The organism is Rhizobium sp. SRDI969 (genome assembly GCF_025152725.1).
In the GTDB taxonomy this organism is placed as follows: domain Bacteria; phylum Pseudomonadota; class Alphaproteobacteria; order Rhizobiales; family Rhizobiaceae; genus Rhizobium; species Rhizobium leguminosarum_I.
Genome location: NZ_CP104035.1, coordinates 2,467,502 through 2,481,336 on the forward strand (window position 1 = coordinate 2,467,502; position 13,835 = coordinate 2,481,336).

13 protein-coding genes and 1 other annotated feature are annotated in these 13,835 nt (G+C 62.0%); of the genes, 3 read left to right on the forward strand and 10 right to left on the reverse strand.

Annotated features, from left to right (window positions below; all coding sequences use genetic code 11):
- Positions 1-8: 8 nt before the first annotated feature.
- The 5 genes from N2A41_RS12405 to N2A41_RS12425 all read right to left on the reverse strand — a co-directional run bounded on the left by N2A41_RS12405 (position 9) and on the right by N2A41_RS12425 (position 5,486).
- Positions 9-1,475: a SulP family inorganic anion transporter gene (locus tag N2A41_RS12405; RefSeq protein WP_260108889.1), complete on the reverse strand. Its 1,467-nt coding sequence runs from the start codon at positions 1,473-1,475 to the stop codon at positions 9-11.
- Positions 1,476-1,545: 70 nt separating this feature from the next.
- Positions 1,546-1,601, reverse strand: a sequence feature (sul1 is cis-regulatory element that is thought to sense ions involved in sulfur or methionine metabolism; They are found in Alphaproteobacteria).
- A 141-nt stretch (positions 1,602-1,742) separates the two neighbouring features.
- A complete protein-coding gene (locus tag N2A41_RS12410; protein ID WP_260108890.1) occupies positions 1,743-2,003 on the reverse strand; it encodes a hypothetical protein in 261 nt (86 codons plus the stop codon).
- An 81-nt stretch (positions 2,004-2,084) separates the two neighbouring features.
- On the reverse strand, positions 2,085-2,462 hold the full coding sequence (locus tag N2A41_RS12415; RefSeq protein WP_017964764.1) for a response regulator: 378 nt from the start codon (positions 2,460-2,462) through the stop codon (positions 2,085-2,087).
- 197 nt (positions 2,463-2,659) lie between these two features.
- Positions 2,660-4,417 (reverse strand): phospholipase D-like domain-containing protein, encoded by a 1,758-nt coding sequence (locus N2A41_RS12420; RefSeq protein WP_260108891.1) that lies wholly within the window; start codon positions 4,415-4,417, stop codon positions 2,660-2,662.
- 280 nt (positions 4,418-4,697) lie between these two features.
- Positions 4,698-5,486 carry a DUF899 domain-containing protein gene (locus N2A41_RS12425; RefSeq protein ID WP_260108892.1) on the reverse strand — a complete coding sequence of 263 codons (789 nt, stop codon included), beginning with the start codon at positions 5,484-5,486 and terminating at the stop codon, positions 4,698-4,700.
- Positions 5,487-6,426: 940 nt separating this feature from the next.
- Here N2A41_RS12425 and N2A41_RS12430 point away from each other — a divergent pair.
- Both N2A41_RS12430 and N2A41_RS12435 read left to right on the forward strand, forming a co-directional pair.
- Entirely contained in the window at positions 6,427-7,194 is a 768-nt protein-coding gene (locus N2A41_RS12430; protein WP_260108893.1) for an adenylate/guanylate cyclase domain-containing protein, read from the forward strand.
- 72 nt (positions 7,195-7,266) lie between these two features.
- Positions 7,267-8,064 (forward strand): class I SAM-dependent methyltransferase, encoded by a 798-nt coding sequence (locus tag N2A41_RS12435; RefSeq protein ID WP_260108894.1) that lies wholly within the window; start codon positions 7,267-7,269, stop codon positions 8,062-8,064.
- Positions 8,065-8,179: 115 nt separating this feature from the next.
- Here N2A41_RS12435 and N2A41_RS12440 read toward each other — a convergent pair whose 3' ends face one another.
- The 4 genes from N2A41_RS12440 to N2A41_RS12455 all read right to left on the reverse strand — a co-directional run bounded on the left by N2A41_RS12440 (position 8,180) and on the right by N2A41_RS12455 (position 10,159).
- A complete protein-coding gene (locus N2A41_RS12440) occupies positions 8,180-8,557 on the reverse strand; it encodes a hypothetical protein (protein ID WP_162117354.1) in 378 nt (125 codons plus the stop codon).
- A 223-nt stretch (positions 8,558-8,780) separates the two neighbouring features.
- On the reverse strand, positions 8,781-9,170 hold the full coding sequence (locus N2A41_RS12445; protein ID WP_026154197.1) for a hypothetical protein: 390 nt from the start codon (positions 9,168-9,170) through the stop codon (positions 8,781-8,783).
- Between the two features lie 136 nt (positions 9,171-9,306).
- Positions 9,307-9,627 carry a DUF982 domain-containing protein gene (locus N2A41_RS12450; protein WP_170255185.1) on the reverse strand — a complete coding sequence of 107 codons (321 nt, stop codon included), beginning with the start codon at positions 9,625-9,627 and terminating at the stop codon, positions 9,307-9,309.
- A 190-nt stretch (positions 9,628-9,817) separates the two neighbouring features.
- On the reverse strand, positions 9,818-10,159 hold the full coding sequence (locus N2A41_RS12455; protein WP_170255184.1) for a hypothetical protein: 342 nt from the start codon (positions 10,157-10,159) through the stop codon (positions 9,818-9,820).
- Positions 10,160-10,406: 247 nt separating this feature from the next.
- Between N2A41_RS12455 and N2A41_RS12460 the strand changes: the two genes are divergently transcribed.
- Positions 10,407-12,197 carry a glycoside hydrolase family 15 protein gene (locus N2A41_RS12460; RefSeq protein WP_260108895.1) on the forward strand — a complete coding sequence of 597 codons (1,791 nt, stop codon included), beginning with the start codon at positions 10,407-10,409 and terminating at the stop codon, positions 12,195-12,197.
- A gap of 156 nt (positions 12,198-12,353) precedes the next feature.
- Here the strand turns inward: N2A41_RS12460 and N2A41_RS12465 are convergent, their stop codons facing one another.
- Positions 12,354-13,661 (reverse strand): IS4 family transposase, encoded by a 1,308-nt coding sequence (locus N2A41_RS12465; RefSeq protein WP_017963437.1) that lies wholly within the window; start codon positions 13,659-13,661, stop codon positions 12,354-12,356.
- Positions 13,662-13,835 lie beyond the last annotated feature (174 nt).

Consider the following 13,835-nt stretch of genomic DNA (forward strand, 5'->3'; position numbering starts at 1 on the left):
TCGCGCCGTCACACCTCCTTCAGCACTACCTTGCCGTCGAGGCTTCCGATCAAGGTCGCGCTCGCCTTGTTGAGGCCCGCGACCTCCACGGCGATGCCGTGCGCCGCGAACCGCTGCACGACCTTGTCGAGCGCGGCTACGGCGGTGATGTCCCAGAAATGCGCCTCGGACACGTCGATCAATACGGCCTTACCGAGTGCATCCTGAACGTCGAAGGCTTCGACGAAGACGTCGGCGGAGGCAAAGAACACCTGGCCGGACACGCGATAGATCAGCCGCCCGGCGGCTTGATCGGGCGCCACGTCGACGCGCAGCAGGCTGGCGACCTTGAAGGTGAAGAACACGCCGCTGAGCAGCACGCCGACCGTTACACCAAGCGCCAGGTTGGCGGTGAAGACGGTGACGAGGACGGTTGCCACCATGACGGCGCTCGACATCCGGGGATGGACGACAACCGCTCTCAGCGACGACCAGTCGAACGTATCGATCGACACCATGACCATGATCGCCACCAGCGCAGCGACGGGAACCTCGGAGACCCACGGCTTCAGGAGCACCATCAGGATCAGCAAAAACGCGCCGGCAAACAACGTGGAGAGCCGGCCGCGCCCGCCATATTTCACGTTGCTCACCGTCTGGCCGATCATGCCGCAGCCGGCGATGCCGCCGAACAGGCTGGCGGCCGCGTTGGCGAGGCCGAGACCGGTGCATTCGCGGTTCTTCGAGCTCGGCGTATCCGTGAGATCGTCGACGACGCTCGCCGTCATCATCGATTCCAGCAGTCCGACCATCGCAATGGCAAGCGCAGGTCCTGTAACGATCCGAAGCGTTTCCAGCGTCAGCGGCACCGCCGGCCAGGCAAAGACGGGCAGCGAATCCGGCAGTTTGCCGAGGTCGGCAACGGTGAGAACGGGGAGCCCGAGCGCCATCGAGGCGACGGTCAGGATCAGGATGCAGATCAGCGGCGACGGGATCGCGGTGGTAGTCCGCGGCGTCAGGTAAATGATAACGAGCCCGGCAATCAGCATGGCATATTCCATCCAGCCGGCGCCGATAATATGTGGCATCTGCGCCGCAAAGATCAGGATGGCGAGTGCATTGACGAAGCCGGTGCGGACGGATTTCGACACGAAGCGCATCAGCACGCCAAGCCGCAGCAGGCCGAACACGATCTGCAGCAGCCCCGCCAGCAGCCCGGCCGCGAAGAGATAGGGCAAGCCGTGAGCATGCACCAGCGGTGCCGCCACCAGCGCCACCGATCCGGCAGCGGCCGAGATCATCGCCGGGCATCCGCCGGTAAACGCAATGACGATGCTGATGACGAAAGAGGCGAACAGGCCGACCTCGGGGTCAACCCCCGCCGCAAAAGAAAAGGCAATCACCTCGGGGATGAGGGCGAAGGTCGCCACCGCTCCGGCAAGCATTTCGCGCATGGGATTGGCGGACCAATCACGACGGATGGAGGAAAGCAGCATAGGAAGGATACTCGCAAAGCATGGCCGGACCCACTCTGTCGAGCGGTCGCGTGATGGCATGCGGGTTTTGCGTTGTCTGGCGGATCGGCGGCCAGAAGAGCCACCCGGGGTCTCACCGGGTCCGTGGTGAATGCCTGCGGTATAGACGGGATCTTTACTGCAGCGCAACATTCAATTGCGAAGGGACGAAAAAGCGCAAGCAGATACGCAACGCCTTGAGATAATCGGAGCGCACGCACCTTGCGCCCAGGCGGATTGCGGAGCCCCTCACTGCCAGAGGAAGTCCGGCCCCGTGCTCTGGGATGTGAGCTTGAGCGTCCCGTCCGGCTGGACGACATAGGTCTCGAACACACGGTAACCGAAATCGCCAAGGAAGGTATTCTTGACCACCGTTCCCGGACGATAGGGCGAACGCAGGACCTTTCCGCCATAGGTGAGGCTGCCGGGAAGAGGCTGCGGATCCCCTGCGCTGGCGCAGCCCGAGAGAGCGAAGAGAGCGAAGAGAACGGCAATGAGCGCGTGTTTCATCCGGACTATCTCCTCGGGTTGGGCACCGGCAGCCTGAATGACGTCGATCTCCTTCTTATCACAACGGCAGCTTGCTGCGGTTCACAAAGCAGCTTTGCTGCTGTCGAAGTTTTTACGTCGCTCCTCCACCCGCGAGAGCGCGCTGGCGATCCGCTCGTCGGTGAAGGGCTTGGAGATCACATCGAGCGCGCCTTCGATACCGTGACCGACATTCTCGGGACTCCCGGTCACGAAGATGACGTCAACCCCATGGCGGTCGATCAGCCGACGCGCCAGCAGGGCGCCGCTCAGCCCATCGGAGAGACTGAGATCGACGAGCGCGACATCGCTTCTTTGAGCGTGGGCGAGAGCCTGCTCCACCGTCGATACCGGTCCGATGGTCTGGTGTCCGGCTTCTTGCGCAATGCGCTCGAGTTCCAGAGCGATAAGATTCTCATCTTCGACGATCATGACTTTCATGAATAAGCCTCCTCATAGACGGGCGGTCAGGCGCACTACCGGTAGCGGTTACAACGCAACCGTGCCCTGAATGTTTCCACCCTGAGAAGAATATGTTGGGCAACCGGCGAGGTATTAATTTGACTTTTGGACGTCAGGCCGGCGCTTCGGCCATGCGGCAGCCACTTGAGGTTCAAGGGCCGTCGTGACCGGCAACATTACTCCGCCCGCGAAAACAACGCCCGGTCGCGGGCGCGAATGGGGTCGGTCCAGTCGCGCTCGAACCAGGGTGTGCCGCCGGGCTGCGGCGGGCGTTTGAGCTCCAGCGGGCGGGCGGCGCCGTCATTTGCTTCGGAGGCGACGCGGAAGATGTAGTGATCGTACATCCTGAGCGCCTCGATCATGTAGCTGGTCGCCACCGTCCGGTCACGGACGAGGACGAGGTTCTCGCCGTTCTCATCATCGGCGGGTTCGGAGAAATTGTAGGAGCCGAGATAGACCCGCGCCGTCGGCTTGTCGAAGTCGAGCACGACGAATTTGTGGTGCATGCGCGTGCCGCGCTGGTTGCCGTCGACACCGGCAAGACCCGAGGGCTCGGTCAGAAACGGCGGCGGCACGTTGCCGGTCAGGGCCGATGCCCGCACCACCCGCCGACGGTTGTCGGGAGTTAGCACGGCCAAGCCCAGATTGCCGGCCCGCACCTCGGCATCGGCAATGCCCATCACATGCATATCGGGGCGCTCCAGGGCGCGCCCCAATGCCGGGCCGATCGCCCCCTTGGTCATCTGGCCGAGAAAGGCGAGCGAGAAGAACACGCTGGACTCTGCGGTATCGATATCGGCGCCGATCTCGTCGAGCCGGCCATTGGCATCGCTGTGCGGGGAGAAAGCGACCTTGGCGTCGACGCCGTCGAGGCCGAGATCAATCCAGCCGGCGGAACTTGGCGAATCGCGGAAATCCTCGGCGCGTTTGGCAGTGAAATAGCTCTCGAAGGCGGTGAAATAATCCTCGATCGCCTTGTCGCTGTGGACGGCGAGGCTGTTGTTCGACTGTACATAGAGCCCGCGCCAGCTGAGATTGGTCGAACCGTAGAGCACGGTCGAGGTGCCGCCGCGGACCGCGATCGATTTCTGATGCTGCAGGTTGGCCATATGCTGGCGCTTGACGTTGGCAGCACCCGCCGAGGCGATCAGCCGCTCCGCCGCCCTCGTCTCCGGCGAATTCGGACGCCCGTGGCCCTCGGTGCGATCGCTGTCGTCGATGATGATCTTGAGCTTGTCCCCCAGCGCCTCCAGCCGGGTGACCACCTCGGGCAGGTTCAGGTCATAGGCGATGGCGCGCACCTCGGCGCCAGACTCGCGCGCTCTATCCAGCAGCGCAAGCGTTTCGGCCCGCGCCTCGAAGCCCATCCAGGCGAGCGCCCGCTGAGCATCGGCATGGGTCGGCACAAAGTCCAGCCCCTGGTCGCCATCCGGCGGCACCAGGGTGATGATCGTCGGCTCATCGGCGGCAAAATTGCGCACGAAGGCCTGCGACGAGACGAAGCCGCGGGTGAAAGCGACGTTGAGCTTGCCGGGAATGGTCTCGCGCATCAGCGCCAGCTCCGCCTCTTGCGCCTCGCCCGAGGTCAGCGCGCCCGCGGCACCCATAAACTTTGGCGTAACGCGATAGGTGAACTTGCCGGGCAGATCGGCATTGAAGGGAAAATGCACCCAGCGGAACTTCTGGATCGGCGCCTCGGTGGTGCGGATGCCGTCTTCGGGAACCGGCTGGCCGGGAAAGCCGATGCGGTTATGTACCGTCTTGAAGAAGTCCGTGCCCGGCTCGCGATACTGGATGGCGAAACCGACGAAATCGATCGGCGGCCGGCCGTTCTTCCAGTCCATGCCGAGCAGCACCATGCCGTCGCAGCGATGGATGGTCAGCGCAAAAAGCGAAGCGGCATTCCTGCCGGTCACACGAAAATCCGTATCCATGCCCGCCTCCCCTGGAAATCGGGCGAAATCTAGCATGGTTCCGTGACAGTAAGGAGATATGTCGGTGAAATTTTGCGCGCAGAAAGTGCATGGCGGCGGCATGCACAAGCGCGTTCTGGGATAGCGCCCGGTCTTCAATCGTTGGCTTCATCTTCGACGACAGGAAAGCCAAGGTGAGCACGCTGTGCCCCACTACTCCGAAAAGAACGCCGAAATAAATCGCGGGCGGATGGCCGTACCCTCCTGTCCCGACGGGACGGAGGATACGGCCGGACCGACCCTACGGTTTCTCGTTTGCGCTCTCGGCCCTGAACGCCGCCTCGCCGGCATCGGACACCTCGACCCATTTCTTGTCGGGCTCGGCATCCGGCACGTAGCTGTCGTGCCAGTTCCACCACTTGTAGGTTGGGGTCTGGGGATAGCCCTCGGGCGAATCCTCCCAGACTTCCTGGCGGCCGAGCGGCGTGATGTCGAGGTAGTTCCAGGTGCCGCCCATCTGTTCGTCGCCGCGGTTGTTGATGAAATAGGTGCGGAAGATGCGCTCGCCGTCGCGGTAGAAGACATTGGTGCCGTGCCACTCGTCGACGCCAAAGTCCTTGTCGAAACTATCGGTGATCGTCACCCACGGCATCGTCCAACCCATCCGCGCCTTCAGCCGCGCAATGTCGGCCTGTGGCGCGCGGGAGGCGAAGACCAGCGTCGTGTCGCGGGCGTTGAGATGGGCGACATGGGCAACCTGATCGGCCACCATCGAGCAGCCGCGGCAGGCATGCTCGGGCCAGCCGAAAACACCGGGCTCGTAGAAGGCGCGGTAGAGGATGAGCTGGTGTCTGCCTTCGAACAGGTCGAGCAGGCTGACCTTGCCCTGAGGCCCTTCGAACGCATAGGCCTTCTCCACCGCCATCCACGGCATGCGCCGGCGCTCGGCGGCCAGCGCGTCGCGGGCGCGGGTCTCAGCCTTTTCCTTCACGAGCAATTGCGCGCGGGCCGCCTCCCAGGCCTGCGGCGACACGACCGGTGGTTTGTGCATGGCTTGTCCGCTTTTGGCATTCTCGGCTGAAGCAGTCATGGCTTTCAATCTCCTCATTGAGGCGATTTCCCAGGCTTGGACGCCCGGTTCATCGCGCATTGGTCTGAGATAGTTTCGCATCGGAAATCGAACAGGGGGAGTAACAAGTGTGACAGTATTCCCTGGAACCGTCGGTCGCAGCCTTGGCGCGCAGGTATCCCGAGTTGCCGTCCGGCGGCTATTCCCTTGTGAGGCAATGCGTGGCGAACTCCGCGATGGCTCCCCCGTCCGCTGTTCCACGCATTTCCGTTCCAGTCTCCGCGACGTCTATTCTGACAACCGCGGGGGGAGCGGGCAAGAACGCCCGGGATAGAATGCTAAGCTCTTCAGCCGACAGCGATGACGTCAGTACCACATCGTTTTCATCATCGCGACGCCACATTGCCTCCTGGAAAAGAATGCTGGGAGCGTTTTTGATGGCCTGAAATGTTCGTATATTTTCAGCGAGAACGATAAGACGGGCTCGCGACTCGGAACGAGTCCCATTGCGAGCAAATTCTTCCTCTATAGGAAGGCGTGTATTCAGCGCGAGCCTGATTTGGGGCCCTTCCGAACATACGATCCATAACCCGCTAGGCCGTGGTCCACCGCGTGCTATCTGGAGTTTATCGGTGGCGGCTACACCAGGCAGAGACGGAAACGTCTCGCCCCGATCAGGTTGTGCAGCTGCGGCGGTTATCAACCCGAACACGGTTTTTGAAAAATGCCCGTTTATGGCGGCAAATGTCAGGAGGGAGACAAATGCAAAAAGCCGTTTCATCGTTCCTCCCTTCCGTCGCCTGAGCGGCTTGACAACGACATCTCTGCGCGAAGTCGCCCATAGGGGGACGGCGCCAGACGAAATTGTTCGAGCCATTATCCCCTCAGGCTATCAACAGAGTTGCCAAAAACAACCGAGTATCGGAAGCTTATTTTTTGGCTAGGCGATGGATTGCGAGATATGACGACGGCCTCATCAAGGGAGTCAGCCAGGCACGGCAGCGCCAGGATCTGCCGCGGCTGCTGGGACCAAATGCATATGCCGATTCCGATCGGCGGCCCCCTCGCCTTTCCCTTCCGCGCCTTCGGCATCACCCGCAGCAAGATGAATCCGGATATCTGCACGATCTGCGAACGCTCCTTCCAATATGTCAAGAAGCAGCGCCAGATCACCGTCGACGCCACCATCCTGTTTGCCGATATCCGGGGCTTCACGGATCTGTCGGAGCGCATCGATGCGGTGCAACTGAGCGGGATCGTCAGCCTATTCCAGGATCGCTGCGCGCAGGCAATCTGGGCGCATGACGGCATCGTCAACAAGCAGATGGGCGACGGCCTGATGGCGATCTTCAATTTCCCGATCGTCAGAAAGGATCACGCCGGCGCTGCGATCCTGGCCGCACAGGAGATCCAGCAAAACTGCGCCGCCGCCCTGAACGGCCTGGCGCTCGAGGCATTGCCCGGCCGCACTCTCGGCGTCGGCGTCGGCATCCATTCCGGCAAGGTCCAGATCGGCGAATTCTCGAGCTTCCGCAGCGATTTCACCGCCATCGGCGGCGTCGTCAATCAGGCCGCAAGGCTGGAATCCCGCGCCGCAGCCGGGGAGATCCTGATCTCGGCCGAAACAGCCGCGAAGGCCGCCGATCTCGCCGCAGGCGCCGAAACCCGCATGCTTGTGCTCAAGGGCATCGAGCAGCCGGTGCAGGCCAGCGTTCTGATCAAGCGCTGAACGACTGCCAACGCTGCAGGCCTTTTCTCACGGCATTGCTTCGTCAACTGACCGGGAGGTGTCGGAAAGCCCATGCCATCCACTTTCGTCGCCAAGGGTGCCAAGGCTTATGAGGCCGGCATGGGGCGCTGGAGCCAGCGGCTGGCAGCACCCTTCCTTGATTTCGCAGGCGTGCCATCTTGTGGTCGCGTCCTTGACGCAGGCTGCGGCACCGGCAGCCTGACACTCTCCCTCTCCGCTTACCCCGAATTGGAAGCCATCGAAGCCATCGATTTCGAGGAAGACTTCGCGGCCACCCTGCGCATGCGCACTGACGATCCCCGGATCAATGCCCAACAAGGCGACGTCTGCGCCCTGCCCTATGAAGACCAGACTTTCGACGCCGTCTATTCCCTGCTGGTGCTGCATTTCGTCTCCGATGCCGACCGGGCCGTGCAGGAAATGCGCCGCGTCTCGAAACCGGGCGCCATCGCTGCCGCTGCCGTCTGGTCTTATGATGGCATGCCGAGCTGGCGCCTGCTCTGGGACACGGTCCGCGCCATCGAGCCCGAAGCCTCAGGCAAGGACATCCCCACGGGAAGGCGGCCGCTGACGGCGGAAGACGAGTTGCGTCAGGTGTTCGAAAACGCGGGCTTCGCCGATGTTGCCGAGACGACGTTGACGATCACGATGCGTTACGCTGGCTTCGACGACTTTTGGCTTCCAAAGGTCTATGGTCAGGGAACCTTCGCGGCCTATTTCGATGCCTTGCCGAGGGCAAGGCGCGATCGTCTGTTGGAAGCGATGCGAGCGGTCTATCTTGGCGGCGGGAGCGAGGATGGCCCTCGCGGATTCGAGAGCGTTGCCTTTGCGGTGCGCGGCACCGCTTAGCACGCCGCCGGAGGCTGTTTCACCGGTGCGTTTCTGAAAACAACATCGCATGGCCGCAGTCCGGTATCTTCTCCCAGGGCCGAAAGGTAACGCTTCCGAAGCCTCGCCTCTTTTGTCAGTACTTCATATTCCGCAATTCGGGAAAATCATAGTAACGCAGCCGTTCGTCGTGGCAGCGATGGTCGTTCTTTTTCAGGTACAATATCATGTCGTCTTGCAAGCCCAGGCCGATATAGGACCAGTTCGGGTTGGCACGTTCCGTCGTGCGCGTGCAATAAGCATAAATCTGCTTTTCCGGATTAAGCAGAACCACGCTTGAAATCTCAGCCTTTACGAAGTTCCCCGGTTTGATGGTTCCACGCAAAGCGTCGACGTATTCGCGTCGAACCGCGTTGGAAGGCGGCCGCTGGGAATCGACAACGGACTGCGGCGCCGGAGTCTGGCAGCCAGACAGTGCCAGCGGGACAGCGCAAACAAGGATTTTGATTTTCATTCAGTTGGATCTCCCTCTATCAAAGTTGTTGGACCGGCTTTCCCGGAGGCTATGGCTGAAAGCAGCAATGTCGCAGCCTGTAGTTCGACGCTCCGCCCTGCGGGCTGCGCACCTCAGCATCAGGATGGTCGCAGGATGCCGCGCCTCAACGACACCAAATGCCTGTCGCGCACCGCTCAACAAAGCCTTGAGCGGCGGCGCGGTCGGAGCCCTCGCCCCTGCGTCAGGTCTTCATGCCGGTCAGTTCAGGAAACGGGTAATAGCGCAGCCGCTTGTCGCGGCAGCGATCGTCATTCACCGTTGCGCCTAATATTTTGCCATCTGTGAAGGAGACGCCGAGGTAGGCCCAGTCTCCCCAGCCGCGCTTGGGCACCAAACGCACGCAGTAAGCATAGATCTTTTTCTCAGGTTCAAGCACCACCACGCTGGAAATGCGGGCCCATACGACTTCTCCTGCTTCGTGCCGATAACTTCTCTTGAACACTATATTGATGAAGTTCTGCCGGACGTCATTCGAGGGAGGACGCTGGGAATCCGCAATGGATTGCGACACCGGGGCGTTGCAGCCGGCCAGTATCAGCAGAGCGGCACAAGCAAGGACTTTCATTCTCATTCAGTTGAATCCCCAAAGAATCGGAACGCGGCGACGCTCCGTATTTCCTACAAACACGGCGGGAATAATATTTGCAATACATGAAAGGAAACATTGTTGGCGCTGCGGACGCGCAGATCTAGCAGCGTCACTCCACCTATACCGCAGGGTTCAAGGCGGAGGCTTCTGCGCCGTCTTCATCATCATTGATCGTAACGCCGGCTTCCAACGCGGCCAGGATGAAGGCCTGCCGCACCGTCTCGGCCGGCATGCGCCCGGCAAGCCAGGCGCGGCAGAAATCGATCGCCCTCTGCTGATGGACGCCGCCATTGACCGGCCAGTCCGAGACGAGTGCATAAAGCGCATCCTGCGGTGAGCGGAGAACCAGGCGTTCGCCGGTATCGAGGTCGATCGAGATCGTTTTTTTCCAGAATGCGGAATGGTCGCTAATGGCAGTTGCACCTGAAGCTGAAGTCACAGGAAACTAACTGCGGAAGACCGATTTCGGTTCCGATACGAGGGTGCGGACGATCGCCGCGCGACATTTCACGAATGCCGTCGAGCTTCGGGTGAAGAAACAACGGGTGGCGAATGGATATTGAAAGCGGGATCGCCCCGGCCAATGCCCACTTTGGCCGGGCCGATTTTGATGGTTGCCGCCCCGGCCGTCAGCCGGGCAGCTTGCAGCCCTTGCTCATTCCAGCGGATTGCATGGCCGAAACCTTACCTTTGGACGCGGCAATTTCGCCTTCCTTGTCTCCCCCGGCGACGCTGCCAATGGGGACGCCGACGAGGAAGACACCAAAAGCATCACCGTTCGCTGCGCTGATCTGCTGCTTGGACAGGTCGTCGAGCTTGGCCTTCTCTTTCTTCTGTTCCACTGCGAGCGCCTCGCAACTGAGGTTCGTATAGGCCGCCATCGGAATATCGACCTGGACGATGGCGTCAGGACGTTTGGCGCAGCCGGCCACTGCCGCGGCGGCCGCGAATGCAATGATGATCTTGTTCATGAATGGTCCCCAATTCCCGCAGCAGCTGTAACATCGCCGCCCGCAATGCGGGAGCCGGCAGAGCCTTCAACCACAGACTTTTTTTATCGGGACACTTCCCGTTTCGGATTGGCATTGCTGACATGCCCCCAATTGATATCCGGAGTTTACATGATAGCCGGCACGCCGACCGCCCGTTAGTTTCCGTGCTTGACCTCCGCGCACGGCCTCTACCTAAAAGCCCGACTGCTGTGCAAAGGAGGCTGCGGTGTCGGTACCCATTGAGGACTACGCGCTCATCGGCGATTGCGAAACCGCCGCACTCGTCTCGAAGAACGGCTCGATCGACTGGCTCTGTTTTCCGCGCTTCGATTCCCCCGCCTGTTTTGCCGCCCTGCTCGGCGCCGAGGATAACGGCTTCTGGTCGCTGTCACCGTCAGGTGAAAATGTCCGCGTCACGCGCCGCTACCGCAACGACACGCTCATTCTCGAAACCGAGTTTCAGACCGAGACCGGCACCGCCGTTCTCATCGACTTCATGCCGCTTCGCGATGGCACGAGCGATCTGATGCGCATCGTCGAGGGCAAGAGCGGCACTGTCGCCTTCGATATGGAGCTCAACCTTCGCTTCGATTACGGCCGAACCGTTCCCTGGGTCACGCATGGCGAGGATGGCGGCATCACCGCCATTGCCGGCCCGGACAGGCTAACCCTGAATTGCGCCGTCCCGCTCGAAGGCCGCGGCCTGAGCACGGTCGGCTCCTTCCAGCTTGCCGCTGGCGAGAGCCAGATCTTCACTCTGACTTGGTCCCCCTCGCATATGCCGCAGCCGGCTCAGCGGCAGGTGGAATATGCGCTGCCGGACACGGAGGAATTCTGGCAATCCTTTGCCGCGACCTGCCCGAAAGTGGGCCGGTGGACGGAACAGGTCAAACGCTCGCTCATCACGCTCAAGGCACTGACCTACATGCCGACGGGTGGCATCGTCGCCGCGGCGACAACCTCCCTGCCGGAAAAGATCGGCGGGCCGCGCAACTGGGACTACCGCTATTGCTGGCTGCGCGACGCGACGCTGACCCTGCTCGCCCTGATGAAACTCGGCTATTACGAGGAAGCCAGTGCCTGGCGCAAGTGGCTGCTGCGCGCGGTCGCCGGCGCGCCGGCGCAGATACAGATCATGTATGGCGTCGCCGGCGAGCGAAACCTGCTGGAATGGCAGGTTCCCTGGCTGAGTGGCTACGAGGGCTCGACACCCGTGCGCATCGGCAATGCCGCTGCCGAACAGGTGCAGCTCGATGTCTACGGCGAGGTGGCCGACGCCATGCTGCAGGCCCGCAAGGGCGGGCTTCCGCCGCATCACCGCGAACGCGAACTGGCGGCGGCCATTCTGCCCTTTCTCGAAAAAATCTGGGTGGAGCCCGATGAAGGCATCTGGGAGGTGCGCGGCCAGCGCCAGCATTTCACCTATTCGAAGGTCATGGCCTGGGTGGCCTTCGACCGCGCCGTCCAGATTGCCGAGGCGGACGGCGAGCCCGAGGCCGCCGCACGTTGGCGCACGCTCGCAGATCACATCCATGCCGAGGTTTGCGAGAAGGCTTTCGATCCCGAACTCGGCTGTTTCGTGCAGGCCTACGGCTCCAAGGCGCTTGATGCCAGCCTGCTGCATCTCGGCATGGTCGGCTTCATCCCGCCTGATGATCCGCGCTATGTCGCGACAGTCGAGGCGATCGAGCGCAAGCTGCTGCGCGATGGCCTGCTGCTGCGCTACGAAACGCAGGAGGTGGACGACGGCCTGCCGCCAGGCGAAGGCGCGTTCCTCGCCTGCAGCTTCTGGCTCGTCGACGCCCTCGGCATGATCGGCCGCCGCGACGATGCGCTGCGCCTGTTCGAGCGGCTGCTTTCTATCTGCAACGATGTCGGGCTTCTGGCGGAAGAATATGATCCCGCCGCCCGCCGCATGCTCGGCAACTTCCCGCAGGCCTTCAGCCATGTCGGGTTGATCAACAGTGCGTTGAACCTCGCGCCCCAGGAGGGGCCGGCGGACCAGCGTTCGGCTTGATGGGGGATCAGCCCGGTTTGTACCGTCGAAAAAGACCCCTCCCCAACCCCTCCCCACAAGGGGGAGGGACTAACCCGGCGGCACTGCCCTCGCTTCTTCCGAAACGCTGAAGATTTGGAAAAGCGGGTGCCGCAAGTTAAGCCCCTCCCCCTTGTGCTAGGGCATATACATATCTCGCAAAGCCCATCCATCGGCGACGGCTCGAAAGTATTTGAGGCCGTTGAAGAAGGTGATTGGGCCCGGCGGCTTGGCCGAGGCGTAGCCGTTCCAGCCGCCGAGCTTGGCGATGATCCAGGCGGCCCAAGCCAGCGAGGCCTTAGAGTGGGGATTGGACTGCAGCTTGGTTGTGCCCTTGAAACGGCTTTCGAGGGCGGCGAGGGTATCGATCTCGGCTGCCGTGAAGGTCAGGCTTGCCGGCTGGTGATCGCCGCCGCTGCGGGCTTGGACGAGCTGGAGGACGATTGCTGCGGCCTTGGCGGCGATGGCGACGAGCTTTTCCAGCCGTGCCGCCAGATGCAACTGGCTGTCCTCGATCTTGAAGCCTTGGTTCTTCATCACCCGAAAGAACTGCTCGATCATCCAGCGCTGCTTGTACCAGGCGACGATCTGCCAGGCATCGGCCGGGCTGCTGAGCCAATGGGTGGTCAGGAGCAGCCAGTGCAAGGGCTCGACACCGTCGGGGGCGGCCGGTTCAACGATCTCGACCCAGCTCAGCCTGACGCCATCGGGCAGGCCGGCCTCGCGCAGGTTTTGCGGCCGCCGGATCGTCGCTTCGCCGAAGCGCAGGCACACCGTCGCCTGCCGCGCCGGACGGTCGGCGCGCTCGCGCAGATCAATCGTCTGAGTATCGCAAAACGCCACCGTTTCGACCGCGCGGCGCAGTTTGGAACCGTCGATGAGCGCATGGTCATGCATGACGCGCGACAAAAGATCGAAGCGCCGATCGGGCAGGCGCGCCCACATGATGAAGAAGTCACCCTCCCGGTCGGCGATCGCCGTGACCCGGGCCGCACGCGAAAGCACCAGTTTGGCCGCCTCTGCCGTCTCCACCCAGCGCCGCGATTCCTTTTCGTTCAACGGCCGCTCGGCATGCGGCGTAAGCTCTTCGCTACCCCGCGTCCAGACCCGGCCGCCCACCAGGCCAAGGCAGCTGCCGGTGTCGGCATCGAGCGCCAGCATCGGATGCAGCAAAAGGCCAAAGCAATTGCCTTTTTTGATCTTGCCCAATTCCCGCCGGCTGTCCGGCGTCGTCGCAAACTTGATCTCGCTGGTGTCCTGCAGCGCCAGCACGTGGCGACCCTCAACCGCAGACCGGGTCTCCTGGCTCCAGCCGGCAATGATCTCTTCCACGCTCACCGCACTGTTGTTGAGAAAACGCCCGAACCGGATCTCCTGCGAATGGTTGCCCTCGGCCAACTGGCGAAGGCAAACCGTCTCGCGCAGCACAATGCGACGGAGCAGCACCGCCCCCCTTTATCGAGACGACGATCTCCAAACCGGCCCAACGAAAAATCATGCCCTACATCCATCGGCGACGCTCCCAAATCAAAACGTCGCCAAAACAATCATACGGCCCGCAGTAAAGGAATCCGACCCCCGCAAACCGAGTCAATCCGTCGCACCGACTTATGTATATGC